The 17,109-nt window shown below is 71.9% G+C and carries 17 protein-coding genes and 1 tRNA gene; 10 read left to right on the top strand and 8 right to left on the bottom strand.

The annotated features are described in order from the left end of the window. Positions 1 to 7: 7 nt before the first annotated feature. Positions 8 to 2,431, top strand: coding sequence for a phosphoribosyltransferase (locus tag ACYUD3_RS25175; protein WP_470973954.1), 2,424 nt, complete (start codon positions 8 to 10; stop codon positions 2,429 to 2,431). Continuing rightward, a complete protein-coding gene (locus ACYUD3_RS25180; protein ID WP_470973957.1) occupies positions 2,431 to 3,237 on the top strand; it encodes an HAD family hydrolase in 807 nt (268 codons plus the stop codon). Before ACYUD3_RS25175 ends, ACYUD3_RS25180 begins: the two co-directional genes overlap by 1 nt. Before the next feature lie 65 nt (positions 3,238 to 3,302). Here the strand turns inward: ACYUD3_RS25180 and ACYUD3_RS25185 are convergent, their stop codons facing one another. Further along, positions 3,303 to 3,524, bottom strand: coding sequence for an FmdB family zinc ribbon protein (locus tag ACYUD3_RS25185; RefSeq protein ID WP_470973960.1), 222 nt, complete (start codon positions 3,522 to 3,524; stop codon positions 3,303 to 3,305). Between the two features lie 325 nt (positions 3,525 to 3,849). On the opposite strand from ACYUD3_RS25185, the gene ACYUD3_RS25190 reads away from it, so the two are divergent. From ACYUD3_RS25190 to ACYUD3_RS25200, 3 genes are all read left to right on the top strand, one after another. Beyond that, entirely contained in the window at positions 3,850 to 5,985 is a 2,136-nt protein-coding gene (locus ACYUD3_RS25190) for a transglycosylase domain-containing protein (protein ID WP_470974218.1), read from the top strand. 55 nt (positions 5,986 to 6,040) lie between these two features. Beyond that, positions 6,041 to 7,327: a polysaccharide deacetylase family protein gene (locus ACYUD3_RS25195; RefSeq protein ID WP_470973963.1), complete on the top strand. Its 1,287-nt coding sequence runs from the start codon at positions 6,041 to 6,043 to the stop codon at positions 7,325 to 7,327. Positions 7,328 to 7,465: 138 nt separating this feature from the next. Next, entirely contained in the window at positions 7,466 to 8,650 is a 1,185-nt protein-coding gene (locus ACYUD3_RS25200; protein ID WP_470973966.1) for an amidase domain-containing protein, read from the top strand. Between the two features lie 77 nt (positions 8,651 to 8,727). Here the strand turns inward: ACYUD3_RS25200 and ACYUD3_RS25205 are convergent, their stop codons facing one another. From ACYUD3_RS25205 to ACYUD3_RS25215, 3 genes are all read right to left on the bottom strand, one after another. Continuing rightward, on the bottom strand, positions 8,728 to 9,249 hold the full coding sequence (locus ACYUD3_RS25205) for a DUF4383 domain-containing protein (RefSeq protein WP_470973967.1): 522 nt from the start codon (positions 9,247 to 9,249) through the stop codon (positions 8,728 to 8,730). 83 nt (positions 9,250 to 9,332) lie between these two features. Continuing rightward, on the bottom strand, positions 9,333 to 10,817 hold the full coding sequence (locus tag ACYUD3_RS25210; protein WP_470973970.1) for a hypothetical protein: 1,485 nt from the start codon (positions 10,815 to 10,817) through the stop codon (positions 9,333 to 9,335). Between the two features lie 87 nt (positions 10,818 to 10,904). Further along, on the bottom strand, positions 10,905 to 11,681 hold the full coding sequence (locus ACYUD3_RS25215; protein ID WP_470973971.1) for a DUF4097 family beta strand repeat-containing protein: 777 nt from the start codon (positions 11,679 to 11,681) through the stop codon (positions 10,905 to 10,907). 186 nt (positions 11,682 to 11,867) lie between these two features. On the opposite strand from ACYUD3_RS25215, the gene ACYUD3_RS25220 reads away from it, so the two are divergent. The 3 genes from ACYUD3_RS25220 to ACYUD3_RS25230 all read left to right on the top strand — a co-directional run bounded on the left by ACYUD3_RS25220 (position 11,868) and on the right by ACYUD3_RS25230 (position 13,275). Further along, positions 11,868 to 11,939 (top strand) — tRNA-Val (locus tag ACYUD3_RS25220). 123 nt (positions 11,940 to 12,062) lie between these two features. Continuing rightward, entirely contained in the window at positions 12,063 to 12,491 is a 429-nt protein-coding gene (locus tag ACYUD3_RS25225) for a DUF6153 family protein (protein ID WP_470973973.1), read from the top strand. An 88-nt stretch (positions 12,492 to 12,579) separates the two neighbouring features. Continuing rightward, positions 12,580 to 13,275: a DUF305 domain-containing protein gene (locus tag ACYUD3_RS25230; RefSeq protein ID WP_470973975.1), complete on the top strand. Its 696-nt coding sequence runs from the start codon at positions 12,580 to 12,582 to the stop codon at positions 13,273 to 13,275. Positions 13,276 to 13,400: 125 nt separating this feature from the next. On the opposite strand, the gene ACYUD3_RS25235 is transcribed toward ACYUD3_RS25230, so the two are convergent. Then, positions 13,401 to 13,724 carry a hypothetical protein gene (locus ACYUD3_RS25235; protein ID WP_470973977.1) on the bottom strand — a complete coding sequence of 108 codons (324 nt, stop codon included), beginning with the start codon at positions 13,722 to 13,724 and terminating at the stop codon, positions 13,401 to 13,403. 85 nt (positions 13,725 to 13,809) lie between these two features. Next, complete coding sequence (locus ACYUD3_RS25240; protein WP_470973980.1) at positions 13,810 to 14,724, bottom strand: ketopantoate reductase family protein; 915 nt, start codon at positions 14,722 to 14,724, stop codon at positions 13,810 to 13,812. A gap of 147 nt (positions 14,725 to 14,871) precedes the next feature. Here ACYUD3_RS25240 and ACYUD3_RS25245 point away from each other — a divergent pair, with 147 nt between their 5' ends. Next, positions 14,872 to 15,102 carry a DUF2277 domain-containing protein gene (locus ACYUD3_RS25245; protein ID WP_470973982.1) on the top strand — a complete coding sequence of 77 codons (231 nt, stop codon included), beginning with the start codon at positions 14,872 to 14,874 and terminating at the stop codon, positions 15,100 to 15,102. 25 nt (positions 15,103 to 15,127) lie between these two features. Here the strand turns inward: ACYUD3_RS25245 and ACYUD3_RS25250 are convergent, their stop codons facing one another. After that, a complete protein-coding gene (locus tag ACYUD3_RS25250) occupies positions 15,128 to 15,751 on the bottom strand; it encodes a DedA family protein (protein WP_470973984.1) in 624 nt (207 codons plus the stop codon). 196 nt (positions 15,752 to 15,947) lie between these two features. On the opposite strand from ACYUD3_RS25250, the gene ACYUD3_RS25255 reads away from it, so the two are divergent. Then, positions 15,948 to 16,481: a superoxide dismutase family protein gene (locus ACYUD3_RS25255; RefSeq protein ID WP_470973986.1), complete on the top strand. Its 534-nt coding sequence runs from the start codon at positions 15,948 to 15,950 to the stop codon at positions 16,479 to 16,481. Between the two features lie 123 nt (positions 16,482 to 16,604). Here the strand turns inward: ACYUD3_RS25255 and ACYUD3_RS25260 are convergent, their stop codons facing one another. Next, the gene (locus tag ACYUD3_RS25260; RefSeq protein WP_470973989.1) at positions 16,605 to 17,054 is read right to left on the bottom strand and encodes a DoxX family protein; all 450 of its coding nucleotides are present in this window, start codon (positions 17,052 to 17,054) and stop codon (positions 16,605 to 16,607) included. Positions 17,055 to 17,109: the final 55 nt, after the last annotated feature.

Below are 17,109 nucleotides of genomic sequence, written 5' to 3' on the forward strand. Positions count from 1 at the left end.
GAACGAAGTGAACGACCAGGTCTGGTCCGGCAGTTGGGTCGCGCGGCGGCTCGGGGTCGAGCTGGCGGGAGACGCCGCGCTGCCCGGCATGCTGGGGCTCGCCCTGCGCCGCAACCCCCGGCGCGCGCATCTCCTCGTCTCCAACGTGCTCGGCAAGCACGTCCCGCAGTCCCCGTCCGTGGTCTACGGCCAGGGCATCGCGCTGGGCCGCCGGGTGCGCGAACTCCTGGGCGCCGACGCGGATTCTGCGGTCGTCCTCGGCTACGCGGAGACCGCGACGAGCCTCGGCCACTCGGTCGCCGACGGCCTCGGCGGGGTGACGTATCTGCACTCGACGCGCCGCCCGGTGGCCGGAGTCGCCCCGGCCGGCGGCTTCGAGGAGGCCCACTCGCACGCCACGTCCCACCTGCTGCTGCCCGAGGACACCGCCCTGCTCGCCGGCGCCGGCCCGCTGGTCCTCGTCGACGACGAGTTCTCCACCGGCAACACCGTCCTCAACACCATCCGCGACCTCCACGAGCGCTACCCCAGACGCCGGTACGTGGTGGTCGCCCTGGTCGACATGCGCTCCGCCCAGGACGCGGGCCGGCTCGCGGAGTTCGCCCGCGAGATCGGCGCGAGCGTCGACCTGGTCGCGGCGGCCTCGGGCACGGTCACGCTCCCGGAGGACGTCCTGGAGAAGGGCCGCGCGCTGGTCGAGCGGCACGACGAGAGCCGCGCGCCGCAGCCGCCGTACGGCCGCGTCGGCCGCGTCGAGCTGCTGTGGCCGCGCGGGCTGCCCGACGGCGGGCGGCACGGCTTCACCCCGCAGCACCGGGTACGGCTGGACGCGGCGCTGCCCGCCATGGCCGCCCGGCTCGCCGAGGCGCTGCCGCAGGACGCCCGGCGGGTGTCGGTGCTCGGCTTCGAGGAGCTGATGTACACCCCGCTGCGGATCGCCCGCGAACTGGAGGCGGTGATCGCGGCGGAGGTGCGCTACTCGACGACGACCCGCTCACCCGTGCTCGCCGTCGACGACCCCGGGTACGCGATCCGCACCCGGCTGACCTTCCCCGCGCACGACGACCCGGCCGACGGCCCCGGCGACCGCTTCGTCTACAACATCGCCGGCGCCGGCTTCGACGCGGTCGTCCTCGTCGTCGACTCCACCGCCGACACCCCTCAACTCCACGCCCCCGGCGGCCTGCTGGCCCAGCTCGCCGCCGCCGCCCCGCACGTCGTCCTCGCGGTCGTCCCCTCGTACGTCCCCCCGTACGTCTCCGAAAGGCCCTCCATGCTGCCCGAGCCCCTGCGCGGACCCGCGTTCTCCTCGTACGCGCCGGAGGAGGTCGGCTGGCTGCTCCAGGACCTCTCCGAGGTGGTCCTGGAGGCGCCGACCGAGGAGCGGGAGGAGGCCGTGCAGAGCGGGGGCGCGCACTACGCGGAGTCCCTGCCGATCGAGTACCAGCCCAACGAGTCCTACCAGGACCTGTTCCAGACGGCCCTGGACGCCTCCTCGGCGCGGCTCGCGCAGGCCGTCGGGGTGGTCACGGAGACGGTGCTCGCCGAGCGGTCGCCGCGTCCGGTGCTGGTCTCGCTGGCCCGCGCGGGGACCCCGGTCGGGGTGCTGATGCGGCGCTGGGCCGGCTTCCGGTACGGGCTCGAACTGCCGCATTACGCCGTGTCGATCGTGCGGGGCAAGGGCATCGACGCCAACGCGCTGCGCTGGCTGGCCGACCGTCACGACCCGGCGGACGTGGTGTTCGTCGACGGCTGGACCGGCAAGGGCGCGATCACCCGCGAACTCGCCGCCGCCGTAAGGGAGTTCGAGGAGGCGGGGGGCGCGACGGGCTTCGACCCGGAGATCGCGGTGCTCGCCGACCCCGGCTCCTGCGTCCGGACGTACGGCACCCGGGAGGACTTCCTGATCCCCTCGGCGTGCCTCAACTCGACCGTGTCCGGGCTGATCTCGCGAACTGTCCTGCGGGCGGACCTGGTCGGGCCCGACGACTTCCACGGCGCCAAGTTCTACCGCGAGCTGGCCGGGGCCGACGTCTCCGTCGGGTTCCTGGACGCGGTGTCGGCGCGGTTCCCCGAGGTGGTGGAGACGGTCGCGGTGGCGGTCAAGGAGCTGCTGGCCAGCGACCGTACGCCCACCTGGGAGGGGTGGGCCGCCGTCGAGCGGATCAGCGCCGAGTACGGGATCCATGACGTGAACCTCGTCAAGCCCGGGGTGGGGGAGACGACGCGGGTGCTGCTGCGGCGGGTGCCGTGGAAGATCCTCGCGCGGGCCGGGGCGGGCGCGGACCTCGACCACGTCCGGCTGCTGGCCGCGCAGCGCGGGGTGCCGGTCGAGGAGGTCGGTGAACTCCCGTACACCTGCATGGGGTTGATCCACCCCCAGTACACCCGGGGCGCCACCGGCGCCGACGGCAAGGCGGTGACGGTCTGATGCCGGTCCTCGTGGCGAGCGATCTCGACCGTACGCTCATCTACTCCCCGTCGGCCCTCGCGCTGACCATGCCCGACGCCCGCGCGCCGCGCCTGCTGTGCGTGGAGGTGCACGAGAGCCGTCCGCTGTCCTTCATGACCGAGACGGCGGCCCGGCTGCTGACGGAGCTGGGGGACGTGTCGGTGTTCGTGCCGACGACGACCCGGACCCGCAAGCAGTACCTGCGCATCAACCTGCCGGGCCCGGCCCCGAAGTACGCGATCTGCGCGAACGGCGGCCATCTCCTGGTGGACGGGGTGAGCGACGCCGACTGGAGCCGGCGGGTGATGTCCCGGCTGTCCTCGGAGTGCGCCCCGCTGGCGGAGATAGAGGCCCACCTGACGTCCGTCACGGACCCCGTGTGGCTGCGCAAACAGCGCGTCGCCGAGGAGCTGTTCGCCTACCTGGTGGTGGAGCGGGAGCTGCTGCCGGAGTCCTGGGTGAAGGAACTGACGGCCTGGGCGGACGAGTTGGGCTGGGGCGTGTCCTTGCAGGGCCGCAAGCTGTACGTCGTCCCCCGCCCGCTGACCAAGAGCGCGGCGGTGCGGGAGGTCGTGCGGCGGGTGGGGGCCGAGCTGTCGGTGGGGGCCGGGGATTCTCTGCTGGACGCGGACCTCTTGGAGGCCGTGGACCGGGGATGGCGGCCCGGGCATGGGGAGTTGGCGGACAGCGGGTGGGTGGCGGAGGGGGTTGTGGCGCTGCCGGAGCGGGGGGTGCTGGCGGGGGAGCGGATATTGCGGGAGTTTTTGGGGGCGGCCAAAGGGTGAGGGTTGGGGGCTTGCGGGGCTGGGGGCTTGAGCGGCCGGGTTCTTTTTGGGGGTCTATGCGAGGGCTAACCCCCGCAGCACCCTCCGCCGCAGCAGCCCCCGCCCCCGCCGCCCCCTTGCGGCCGCGGCGCCGCACTCGCCGTGCCACCCACCGCCACCGCCGACAGCAGCTTCACCGTGTCCCCGTGCCCGGCGGGGCAGTTCGCCGGGGCGCTGGACTCGGACATCGGGCGGGACAGTTCGAAGGTGTCCCCGCAGGTGCGGCAGCGGTATTCGTATCGAGGCATGAGGGTCACACTAGTGAGGTGTGACCAAGAACCACCCCCCTCTTTCCCGCCGTGGTCAGTGATTGCGTTCATTTCTGTCGCTTTCGCGTGTGGAGAACTTGCGAAGGCCACTGGTAGTTTGAGCGGGCCGCGAGCACCGTGAGGTCGGGGGGACGCGGGGGGTTCGCAGCCGTGACCAGGGCGACAGAGTGACCCCCGTTCGCCTGTGCGCCCACCGCGCGCGGCAGCCACGAGTGCGGAGGGAGACGCTGTCGTGACCAGACGGGGGGAGGGGGAGGAGCCCCGGGAGCCGGAGCAGCAGCGGCGGCAACGGCCCGACGAGACGATGCAGTTGAAGATTCCCGCCGGCATTCCGAAGGCCGACGAGACGATGCAGCTGCGGATCGCCGACCTGGAGATACCCGAGGAGATACCCGAGGAGATACCCGAGGGGCGCAGCCGGCTGGAGCGGCGCAAAGAGCTCCGGCCGTCCCCGGTGCGGCGGCTCCTCGCCGCCCTCAAGGTCCGGCTCGCCCCGCTCGCCCCGTATCTTCACAGACTGCGCCCCCAGTACCCCCGTCCGGGCCGGCAGGGCTGGCGCCGCTGGGTGCCCTCCCGGCGGCAGGGCGCCGTCGGCCTCCTCACCGGCGCGGGGCTCGGTTTCCTCTTCCTCGGCGTCGCCTACGCCACGACCGACATCCCGGACCTCAACTCCTACGCCAAGCAGCAGGACAACGTCTTCTTCTGGTCCGACCGCACCCCGATGGCCCGCACGGGCTGGGTCCAGCGCCAGGACATGCCGCTGAAGGACGTCCCCGAGGACGTGCGCTCCGCCGTCCTCGCCGCCGAGAACGCGAGCTTCTACAGCGACCCCGGGATCTCCGTGAAGGGCATCAGCCGGGCCCTGCTGCGCACGATCGGCTCGGGCGACACCCAGGGCGGCTCGACGATCACGCAGCAGTACGTCAAGAACGTCTACCTGAACCAGGACCAGACCCTCAGCCGCAAGTTCACCGAGGCGATGATCTCGCTCAAGCTGGACAACCAGATGAGCAAGGACGACATCCTCCAGGGCTACCTCAACACCAGCTGGTTCGGCCGGGGCACGTACGGCATCCAGCGCGCCGCCCAGGCCTACTACGGCAAGGACGTCGGCGAACTCAACGCCAGCGAGGGCGCGTTGCTCGCCTCGCTGCTCAAGGGCGCGGGCCTGTACGACCCGACGCTGTCCAAGGCCAACCACGCCCGCGCCGAGGAGCGCTGGAAGTGGATCCTGGACCGCATGGTCGAGATCGGCAAGCTGTCGAAGACGGAACGCGCCAAGTACACGACGTTCCCCGAGCCGCTGAAGACCAACCCGCTCTATGACACCGGTCAACAGACCGACTACCTGGTCGAGTTGGCTGTCCAGTACACCAAGAAGGCCGCGAACATCTCCGACAAGGACTTCGACCTCGGCGGCTACCAGATCTACACGACGTTCGACAAGAACCGCGAGACCCAGCTGACGGACTCGGTCGCCAAGGCCCGCGAGCAGGCGAAGAAGGACGACCCGGCCGCCGCCAGGTCGGCTCATTACGGGGCGGCTTCGGTCGCCTCGGACGGCCGGATCCTCGCCGTCTACGGCGGCCCCGACCACCGTACGCAGGGCTACAACGAGTCCAACGCGACGACGGTGCCCGCCGGTTCGGCGTTCCTGCCGTTCGTGTACGCGGCCGGCCTCGAACACGGGGTGCGCAAGACGCGGGAGGGACCGGTCGAGTCGGTCACCGCGCAGACCGTGTACGACGGCGACGACAAGGTGCTGCTGCGCACGCCCGAGGGGCCGTACTGGGACCGCAGCGGGAAGCCGGTCGCGGCCAAGAACGAGGACGGGAAGTCGTACGGGTCGATCTCGCTGCGGCGGGCGCTCGCGCTCAGTGTGAACACGCCGTTCATGCAGCTGGGGATGGACACCGGTCTGGAGAACGTCCGCAGGACCGCCGAGGCGGCCGGGCTGCTGTCGTCGAGCATCGGCGCGCAGGTGCCCGCGCTGTCGCTGGGGAGTTCCACGCCGAGCGCGATCCGGATGGCCAGCGGGTACAGCACGTTCGCCGCCGAGGGGATGCACACCGAGCCGTACTCGGTGAGCAGACTGACCCGCAACGGCAGCCCCGTCGAGCTGACCGTGGCCGACGCGCGGCGGGCCGTGCGGGCGGAGGTCGCCGAGGAGGTGACCGCCGCGCTCGCCGACTCCTTCCAGGCCGCGCACCCGGGCGCCGCCCCGTCCGCCGCGCGGATCGCCGGCAAGTCCGGCGGCAACGAGAAGGACACCGCCTCCTGGTACGTCGGCACCGCCGCGAAGGTCTCCACGGCGGTCGTCGTCTACCGCATCGACCTCACCAAGAGCCTCGAACCCCTGCCGTTGGAGGGCGTCGCCGGCACCCCGGCCGGCAGCGTCCCGTACGGCATCTGGTCACGGGCCGTGGGCTCGCTCGGCTGACCACCGGGCCGGACCACCGTGACCAGCCGTCGTCCCCCAGCAGAATGAGCCGCACATGAAACAACCGTCGGGCCGCCGCCGCAAGCCCCCGAAGCCGCGGCCGAACCCCGCTGCCGCCGCGCGTCCCCGGGCCGGCTTCCTCTCCCTGGCCGCCTTCCTCGTCGTCGCCTCGCTGCTCGCGGGCTACCTCGTGCTCTCCCGCACCGACCGCACCACGCCCACCGCGGTCGAACAGGCCGGGAGACAGAGCGGGGTGAAGGCCGGCGAGGAGCCCTGGGACGGCAAGACCAAGGTGCTCGGGGACGGCTCGACGTCCTACACCGGCCCGCAGACCGGGCAGTTGAAGCCCGAGCCGCTCAAGCCCGGTGAGAAACCGCCCCAGTTCGTCGTCTTCTCCTGGGACGGCGCCCTCCAGGGCGACGACCAGCTCTTCTCCCACTACCGGAGCATGGCGCAGCAGTACAACGCGCACATGACGTTCTTCCTCACCGGCATCTACCTGCTGCCCAAGAGCAAGAAGAACCTCTACAACCCGCCGATGCACTCCCAGGGCAGCGCGGCGATCAGCTACGCCACCGACGAGCACATCCGCACCACGCTGGAACAGCTCGGCCGGGCCTGGGAGGAGGGCAACGAGATCGGCACCCACTTCAACGGGCACTTCTGCGGCGCCAAGGGCGGCGGCGACTGGAGCGTTGAGGAGTGGAAGAGCGAGATCGACCAGTTCTACTCGTTCGTCGAGAACTGGAAGACCAACACCGGCTTCAAGAGCATCGACCCGCTGCCCTTCGACTTCAGGAAAGAAGTCACCGGCGGCCGCGCGCCCTGCCTCGAAGGCCAGGACAACCTGCTGAAGGCCGCGAAGAGTTACGGCTGGCGCTACGACGCCTCCTCGCCCGGCGGCTTCCAGATCTGGCCCGCCAAGAAGGACGGGATGTGGGACTTCCCGCTCCAGGGGCTGCCGTTCGGTGACATCCAGGCGCTGTCGATGGACTTCAACTTCCTCTACAACCAGAGCAACGGCGAGACCGAGGGCGACCCCGCGAAGTACGCCGGCTGGCAGCAGCAGACCATCGACTCCTACATGGCCGGCTTCAACCGGGTCTACTACGGCAGCCGGGCGCCCCTGTTCATCGGCAACCACTTCGAGGACTGGAACGGCGGCATCTACATGAAGGCCGTCGACCACGCCATCAAGAACATGTGCACCAAGAAGGACGTCAAGTGCGTGTCCTTCAGGGAGCTGGCCGACTGGATGGACGTCCAGAGCCCCGAAACCCTGGCGCGGCTGCGGACGTTGGACCCGGCCCAGTCGCCGGACTGGTCGACGGTGGTGCAATGACCGTTTCGCGTGCGGCCCAGTGACGGTCTGATAACTCTCCCGCCCGCCGGGCCGACCTTCTTCACAAGAGCCACACACGGCATGCAAGGATTCCGCTACCCCGGCATCCCTCCCGCCGGGGCAAGAGGGGAACTATCAGTGAAGTCAAGGAAATTGAGCCGTTCGCGGCGTCGCGTCACCATATTCACGGCGACCGCCGCCTCGGTCGCCGCGGGTGTCGCGCTGCTCCCGAACTGGTCCGCCGGGGCGGCCACCCCGGCCGACCCGACGGTGGACGCCAGGACCCGGGCGACCTTCCAGAAGCTCGCCGACGCGGTCTTCACCGACCGCACCGAGGCGCTGGTCGACGACACGAAGACCGGTACGTCCCCGAAGCCGCTGACCCACGGCTTCCACGGGCGCGTCAAGCTGTCGTCCCAGCAGAACAGCGCCGAGAGCAGCACCCTCGGCCGGCTGACCCAGCGCAAGACGCAGCTGGCCAAGCTCGGCGAGAAGTACAGCAAGGGCGCCACCAGCGTCGCCCTCGACAAGGTCAAGGTCACCGGCCGCACCGCCAAGGCCGACGTCACCGAGACCACCACGCTGACCTACGAGAAGGTCACCGGCAAGGAGCCCGCCACCACCGGCTTCCAGGCCCACCACCAGCTGACCTTCCAGGCCGGCCCGAACGGCGACTGGCAGCTCACCGGCGTCCGCGCGACCGACACCGGCGGCACGGCCGTCAACCAGGTCGCCGCCCCCGCCGTCGCCACCGTCAAGCCGGCCGCCGCCGCGACCGACATGCCGGCCGCCGCCCGCGCCGCGACCACCCGCAACCCGGCCGCCGTCCCGAAGAACCTCACCTCGGGCACGTACGACTACAAGGCGATGGCCACGTACGCGGAGCAGTACTGGTCGAACTACAACACCGCCTACCCGAACTTCAACGGGCAGGGCGCGGGCGGCGACTGCACCAACTTCGTCAGCCAGTCCCTGAAGGCCGGCGGCTGGAAGCACGAGCCCGGGTACGTGTACGACTACACCAAGTGGTTCGGCAACAGCGACATCCAGTCGTACTCGTTCGTCGGTGTCAACGAGTGGTCCTGGTACGCGCAGAACTCCAAGCGCACCACGGCCCTCGCGAACGTCTACCAGATGCAGGTCGGCGACGTCCTCCAGGTCGACTTCGACCGGGACGGCTCCAAGGACCACACCATGATCGTCTCGTACGTCTCGAACGGTATGCCGTACCTGACGTACCACTCGACGAACACCTACCGGCGTTCCCTGTCGAGCGTCCTCGCGTCGTACCCGAACGCGTACTACTACGCGTACCGCACCTGATCCCCTGAGGGCCCTGGGGGACCTGAGGGACTTGGGGGTCCTAGGGGACCCAAGGGTCTACGGGGTGCGAGAGCCCGTCACCTTCCGGGGTGGCGGGCTCTCCAGTAGGGGTTGTCGTGCGGCAGCGCCGAGCCGACCCGGCCGTACATCCCGAAGACCATCAGCAGCAGCCCGACCGCGAAGCTGAACAGCACATTCTGGATCTTGAAGGCCAGGAAGTTCTGCGCGGTCCCCAGCAGGCCCAGGTTGAGGAAGCCGCTCAGGACGAACAGCGCGCCGAGTGTCATGTTCAGGGTCGACGCGAAGTTCCCGCCGACGGTCATCCCGGCGAGCAGCAGCAGCCCCGCCGCGATCGACAGCCAGCTCAGCGCGCCGTTGGTGCTCAGCCCCCACACGGTGTCCCCGCCCGTGTCGAAGAAACCGATCCTGTCGATGACGCCCAGGATGCCGAAGGCGAGCAGGAACACGCCCATCAGGCCGGCGCCGGCCCGGTAGACCTGGTTCAGCCGGTGGTCGACGGGGAGCCGGTCGTCGAGGCGGACACGGCGGCGGTCGAAGTGGAAACGGGGTCCGTGGGCGTGCGGCAGGTGAAGAGCCATCTCCGCCTCCTCGACTCGGTGCGGCTCTTTCAGTGTCCGCCCGCCCCTCCGCGAGGGCAACGCCCCAGGTCACCGGGGCCGGCTCAGTGCCCCGGCGTCCCCCGCTCCTCCCTGATCCGCGAGACGACGCCCGCCACGGTCTCCCGCACCCCCTCCGTCTCGGTCAGGAAGTGCCAGTAGTCCGGGTGACGCCCCTCAAGACCCGCGATCGCGCGGTCCAGGCGGGCCACCGAGTCGTCCAGCGGCCGGGCGTGCCGCGGATCGGGGGTACTGCGGCCGGTCATCGCGAGCCGCTGCGCGTCCCGGATCGCGAACCGGGTCCGCTCGATCTCCTGCTGCGGATCCTTCTGCACGGCGTTCAGCCTGGTCAGCCGCTCCCCGGCGGCCGACACCGACTCGTCCGTCGCGTTCAGCAGTGCGCGCACGGTCGTCAGCAGCGCCGTCGCGTCCGGCCAGCGCTGCGCCTCCCGCGCGGCCCGCGCCTCCGTCAGCTTCGCCTCGGCCTGCCGGACGTTCTCGGCGGCCTGCTGCGGCACCCGCTGGAGGTCCTGCCAGCAGGCGGCGGCGAACCGGCGGCGCAGCTCGCTCAGCACCGGGTCGACCTGCGCGGCACGGGTGGTCAGCGCCTGGGCGCGGGTGCGCAGCGACACCAGCCGGTGATCGATGTCGGCGGCCTGCTGCGGCAGCCGCCCGGCCTGCGCGCGGATCGCCTCCGCGTCCCGCGCGACCCGCTCCGCGCGCTCCAGGGTCTCCGCGACCCCGTGCTGCCCGGCCCCCTGGTTCAGCTTCGTCAGCTCGGGCCCCAGCGCCGCCAGCCGCGCGGCGAGATCGTCGGCCTTCAGACCGCTCTCGCGTACGGCGTCCAGCGCGTTGGAGGCGGCAAGGAGCGCCTGCCGGCCGCGTTCGACGGCCGGGGCGAGCCGGGCCAGCTGGGTCTCCGCCTTCCCGAGCAGCGGGCCCAGGCCGCTCGCGTACCGGTCGAGGTCCTGCTTGGCGCGGACCAGCTCGTCCTTGGCCCGGGTGAGCTGGGTGCGGGCCTGCGCGGCGGCGGACGCCTCCAGGTCGTCGCGGTCCAGGTCGTGGGCGTCCACGGCGGTGATGTACTGGCCGCTGACCTCGTCGATGCGCCGGCCGAGCTGCTGGAAGTCGGTGATCGCGCGGCGGGCCGCCGGGGAGTCGTCGACCGCGGTGATCGTCTCGATGGAGATCCGCAGGTCGCGCTGGGCGGTGTCCAGTTCGTAGAAGGCGGCTGCGGCGGCGTCCTTGGCGGCCTGCGCCTCCGCCCGCTGCCCTTCGGCCCGGCCGCCGAACCAGCGCCGGGTGCCGCCACCGGCGAAGGCGGCGGGGAGGGCGAGGGCGCTGAGGAGGGGGAGGGCGGCGAGGAGCGCGAGGGTGTCCCCTAGGGGGCGGAGGGCGGCCCTTACGGGGAGGGGGGCCCTTAGGGGGCGGAGGGCGTCCCTTAGGGGAAGGGTGGCCCTTAGGGGAGCGGCGTCCCTTAGGGGGTGTGATCTGTAGGGGCGGTCCTGTGCGCTCGGCGGCGAACTCGGCTGTGATGGTGTCGCCGTCACATCCCTCTCCCGTGCAGTCGTCGGCCCGGACTTCATTGTCCCACCGGTGAAGGACGAACACACGGGGCGGTCGGTTCGCGATACGGGTCAGGGGCGCGGCCGGATGGTGAGGCTGCCGTCGGAGACGCGGGCGGTGATCTCGTGGGCGCTGTCGCCGGAGCGCGGCACCGACACCCGCGTACTGCCGTCGTCGGCCTTCGCGCTCACCTTGTACGTCGCCGCCGGCACCTCGATCGTGACGCTCCCGTCGGCGCCCTGGGCGTCGATCCGGTCCGGTACGGCGGTCAGGGTCAGCCGGAGCGAGCCGTCGGAGGTGCGGGCGGTGATCTCGCGGGAGGAGACCTCGGCGCGTACGGAGCCGTCGTCGGTGCGCACGTTCAGCGGGCCCGAGGTGTCGCTGACGCGGACCGAGCCGTCCTCGGAGCGGATGTCGAGCGGGTCGCGGAACCCGGTGGCCTTGATGCCGCCGTCCTCGCCGATCAGCTTCACGGAGACACCGCGTGGCACCTGGACACGGTGCTTGGCGGCGCAGTCGACGACGATGCCGGAGCAGTGCCGGCGCAGCGTGAGGGTGCTCCTGTCCATGGACCAGGTGGGTCTCGGGTCGCTGCCGATCAGGACCGAGCCGGTGAACCAGCGGGTGACCTCGACCTGTCCCGCCTTGTTGCCGTCGGCCGCGACGACCTCCAGCGCCGAGTTGTCGGAGTCGATCGTCAGGGTGGGGCCGCTGAAGGTGAAGGTGCGGTGGTCGGGGTCCTTGTCGTCGGAGGGCCGCGCGCCGCAGGCGGTGGCGGTGAGGGCGAGGAGGGCTGCCGCGGTGGTGGCGAGGAGGGTGCGGGCGGTGGTGCGGGTGCGGGCCGTCATGGCGGGGGTCCCCCTGGGCGGAGTCGGCGTGATCTGCCCCTGAAACTAGGCCGGTTGAGGGTGCGGGGCGATCCGGCCCGCTCCCGTCTCCGGGGTGGGGATAACCCCCGGCGGCACGGGTTTGCGGGACCGCGCCCCCGGCAGGGTAGGCTGTCGACTCGTCCCGGGTGCGTGAACTCCGGGGACGGGTGCGTAGCTCAGGGGTAGAGCGCCTGCCTTACAAGCAGGATGTCGGCGGTTCGAAACCGTCCGCGCCCACATGTCGCAAGGCCCTCATCGTCGCTGGTGGGGGCCTTTGCCGTGGGTCCGGCGGGGCGGCCGGGTGCGCCGAGCGGGGGGTCGGTCGCCGTGGCGCGCACAGGCGTTCCCTAGGATGACCCCGTGACCCGACCCCAGCGACACCGCCCCGCCGCCGTCCTGCGGCGCGCGTTCTGTGTCCTCGGGGTGCTGGCCGGACTCCTCGCGATGCACGGGCTGGCGCCCGGCGGGGCGCACGGCACCGGGCACGGCGGCGGTACGTCGGCCATGGCGGCAAGTGGCCCTGCGATGGGCGGAGTTGCCGTCGGCTCCGGTGAGGTTGTCCACGGCGGCTGTGCCGGGGACGGGCACTGCGGCGGCGGACACGTCATGCACGCCGACCCGACCTGTTCGGCGGCGGGGCTGAGCGGGGCGCCGGTACTGGGGGCGCTGGTCGCCGACCCGGTCGCCGTCGGCGTACCGCAGGAAGTCCGGTGCGCCGGACTCGCCGGGGACCCCGAGGGGGCGCGGGCGCCGCCCTCCCTTGCTGAACTCCAACTCCTGCGGATCTAGAGACAGTTCGCGCGCCGGGCCGCCCCCTTTCGGGTGGTGCGGTGCGCCGTCGTGTCCGAACGGTCTCTTCACATGCAGGAGTTCACGCATGAGCAGCATCGACAACAGCATCAACGGGCGGCTGCGCCCGGTCCGTTACGCGGCCGTCGCGGTGACCGCCGCGCTCGCGCTCGCCGCTTGTGGCGGCGGTGGCGGTGAGTCCGCGTCGGCTTCCGCTTCCGGTTCCGCCTCTCCCTCGGCCTCCGTGGCGGCCGGGGCGCACAACGCGCAGGACGTCGCCTTCGCGCAGGGGATGATCCCGCATCACCGGCAGGCCGTCGAGATGGCCGGACTCGCCGCCGGGCGGGCCTCGTCGGCGCGGGTCAAGGATCTCGCGCAGCGGATCAAGAAGGCTCAGGACCCGGAGATCGAGACCATGAGCGGGTGGCTGAAGGCGTGGGGCGAGGAGGTGCCGGCGGCTTCCGCCGGGGCGGATCACTCCGGGCACTCGGGGATGACCGGCGGGTCGGGGGCGACCGGCTCGGGGATGACCGGCTCCGGGATGACCGGCGGTTCCGGGATGGCCGGGATGATGGGCGCCGCCGAGGTGACGGAGCTGGAGAAGGCGTCCGGGGCGGAGTTCGACCGGAAGTTCCTGGCCATGATGGTCGAGCACCATGAGGGCGCCGTCGCGATGGCGACCGTCGAGAAGGACAAGGGGAAGTACGGTCCCGCTCTGACGCTCGCCGGGCGGATCATCAGCGCGCAGGAGGCGGAGATCAAGGAGATGAAGGGGCTGCTGTAGCCCTTGGGTGAGGGGGGCCGGCCATGCGAGGCCGGCTCCCCAGGGCCGGCTCCTCTGGGCCGGCCCTGACTCCGGGCCGGCCCCACAGTCCAGGGCCGGCCCCACAGCTCCGGAGCCGGCCCTCATCACCCCTCCGCCCGCTTCAACCGCATCCGGGCCTCCACCCGGTCCCCCGCCCCGACCTCCGTCCAGAACCGGTGGCCGGTCACGAAGACCGCCAGCTCATGCTCCCGGCGGCGCAGCTTCTCCACCTCGGCCTGCTCGTCGGCCGACCAGCCCGGGGAGGCGGGGCGCTCCACCTTGCGCCAGCCCCCGCCGTCCTTGAAGCCGTCGAGCGGCTCGACCGACCAGGGCAACCGCTTCAGCAGGGCCGACAGTTCGGCCCTGACCTGATGCAGCTCCTCCTGACCGGCGCGCAGGTCGCTCGGAAAGTCATAGGTCTCAGCCACGAGGCTAATGCTACGCCTGTTCGATTTTCAGAAGCGAGTTCATCGAGGGGTTCACGCGAACGAGTGAGTCGTACGACTGTTCGCTTTACGGGATGCGATTCCGCTTCGGGTGGGCCTCCTCCAGCTCACCCACCACCCGCGCGGCCACCGGCGCCGCCACCCCGTACCGCTCCGCCGCCCTCAGCAACGCCCGCCCGATCGCGTCGAGTTCCAGGGGGCGGCCCGCCTCCGCGTCGCGCTGCATCGAGGACTTCATGCCCGGCGGGACCGCGTCGTAGCGGGCCAGGGTGGCCGCCGGGTCCGCGGGGGCGCCCGCCGCCGTGCTGATCGCCGCCGTCTCCTCGGTCAGGGCCGCCAGTTCGGCCCGGTGGGTGGTGCGGACGTCGCCGATGGGGGCGGCATGGCGGGTCGTGAGGAGGGCGAAGGGGGCCAGGAACGCCAGCTTCGCCCAGAGCACCTCGGTCTCGCCGGGCAGGAACCTCGTACGCGGGCCCGCCTCGGACAGGGCCGTCGTCAGGGGGAGCAGGCGGGACTCCGGGACGCCCGTGAGGTCGATCTCCGTGAAGGGGCTGGTGTGTTCGACGACCCCCGGGGACACCCGCGTCGACTCCACGCGGATCACCCCGGGCGCCACCAGGTCCTCCCGGTGATGCGCGCGCAGGGCCGCCGGATGCTCCACGCCGTTCAGGAACGGGACCAGGAGAGCGTCACCCAGGGCGGACGCCGGTACGCGGGCCAGGGCCGGCTCCAGGGCCGTGTGCTTGACGGTGACCAGGACCGCGTCCACCGGAACCCGCAACTCCGTATCGGCCTCCACGCGCGCGTGGAAGTCCCCGAACTGCCCACTGCGCACCCGGAGTCCCTCGGTGCGCAGCACCCCTGCCGTTCCCTCGCCGGCCAGGCACACCACCCGGTGTCCTTCGCGCGCCAGCAGGCCGGCCAGGAGGCCGCCCACCCCGCCGGGGCCCAGTACCGCCACGGTCAGCTTGTCGTCCGTCATGGTGAACAAGTCCTTTCGCCGGTCGGCCCCGAGACGGTGGCCGCCATGCCCATGATCGTCCCAGCGTCTCCCGCGCGCGGGAAGGGCCCCGAAGGAAGCTCCCTAGGTGAGCCCCCTCACCGGCGGCACAAGAGCGACACTGGCCCTATGTGCCGCAGCATCAAGACCCTCCGCCCACCCGTCCTCCCCGAACGGGCCACCGAGGACGAGATCCAGGCCGCCGCCCTCCAGTACGTCCGCAAGGTCTCCGGCTTCCGCGCCCCGGCCGCGCACAACCAAGAGGTCTTCGACCACGCCGTGCGGACGATCGCCCGCGCCACCGCCGAGCTGCTGGACGGCCTGGAGATACGGGGAGGCAGGAGGACCAGCGCGAGCTGACCGTCGTACGAATTCCCGAGCCCCGTTACGACGCCGAGGCCGCCCTGGGCCGCATCAAGAAGACCGCCCCCGACCCCGCCCCGAACAGCGCCAGCAGCGACACCGCCGTGGACAGCCAGCTCGCCCCCAGCCAGTGCGCGCCGTAGTAGCCGAGCGCCACGCTGTAGCCCGCCCAGCAGACGCCCGCGAGGGCCGACCAGGGGAGGAAGTCGCGGACGCGGCGGTGGGCGGCGCCGGAGACGAGGGAGACGACCGAGCGGCCGGCGGGGGCGAAGCGGGCGAGGACGAAGAGGGGGCCGCCGCCGCGCGCCAGGGCGTCGCCCAGGCGCGCCTGGGCGGTCGTCAGGCGCCGCGAACGGGCGATCGCGCGGTCCAGCCGCTCCCCGCCGCGCGAGGCCAGCTTGTAGGCGACCAGGTCGCCCAGGACGGACGCGCAGGACGCGGAGAGGATGAGGAAGAGGATGTCGGGGACGTGCTGGGGGACCTGTCCCGCGACGGCCGCCCCGGAGCCCGCCGCCGCTGCCGTCGCCGCCGTGATGACGAGAACTCCGCTGGGCAGCACGGGCAGGAAGACGTCGAGGAGCACGGACAGGGCGACCAGCGCGTAGATCCAAGGGCCGCTGGTCAGCGACCCCACACTTTCCAACACCGTGACTCCCTGATTCCCCCCGATGACAGCCATACAGCGTACGCCCAAGGAGTGACAGGAGGTTCATCGGGGGCGGATGTGACGAACCCGTGATCTTCATCCGAATGGCGTGCCCTGGCGGCGGCCCGCTCGTTGATCCCGTAGCACGGACGACAGGGGGAAACCCATCACGACACCCCAGGAACGGTGAACGACCATGCTGGCAGCGATCACCGCGGGAGCCCTCACGGCGGCCCTCCTCGCGGCCGGGCCCGGCGAGGCCCGCGATCTCACCCTGCGCACCGACGCCCGGTTCGCGCCCCCGACCGCCCTCGTCCCCTCGAATGCCCTCACCTACGACCAGGAGCTGGTCCCGGCCGGCGCGTACGTCCAGGTCTTCCAGCGCACGGCCGACGCCGGCGCCACCGTCGTGGGCATCAAGGTGCATGGCTTCCCCGCCGGGCACGCGTACGGCGTCCACGTCCACCAGAAGCCCTGCGGCGCCGACCCGGCGGCGGCCGGGGGGCACTACCAGCACGTGCCGGGCACGGACGCGGCGCACGTCAACGCGGACAACGAGGTCTGGCTGGACTTCACGACCGACCGCGCGGGCGACGCCAGGGCCGTCGCCAAGCACGGCTGGGGCTTCCGGGAGGGCGAGGCGGGCTCGGTCGTCATCCACGACGTCCCGGGCACGCACGGCGCGCGCGTGGGCTGCTTCACGGTCCCGTTCGCCTGGACGACGCGCTGAGCCGCGTACGACCCGCTGAACCCCTACGACGACGAGGGCGCCCCCTGTTCGTGGCAGGGGGCGCCCTCGTGGCTGAAGTCCCCCGGCACGGCGCTGGGCCGGGGACGGATCGTCACCGGCGGGTCAGGCCGCGACCTTCTCCCGCTCGGCCCCGCCCCGCTCCGCCGGCTTGCGGCCGATGAGGGTGTCGAGGCCGAACGCCCCGGCGCCGGTGAAGATCAGGATGAAGAACGCCCAGCAGAACATCGCCGACGCCTCACCGCCGTTCTCCATCGGCCACAGGGCCATCGACTGGTGCACGTTGAAGTACGCGTACGCCATCGAGCCGGAGGCGATCAGCGCGGCCACGCGGGTGCCGAGGCCGAGCAGGACGAGGGTGCCGCAGACGAGCTGGATGACGGCGGCGTACCAGCCGGGCCAGACGCCGGCGTCGATGGTGCCGCCCTTGGTGCCGACGGCACCGCCGAGGACACCGAAGAGCGAGGCGGCGCCGTGGCAGGCGAAGAGCAGGCCGACGACGACACGGAACAGGCCGATGGCATATGGCTGGGCGCTGTGGATGCGTCCGGTCATGTGGGGGACTCCTTCGGTCTTGTCCGGCCGGCCCGGTCAGGGTCCGGCCGAGGGG

The organism is Streptomyces sp. AMJ-169, assembly GCF_055597585.1.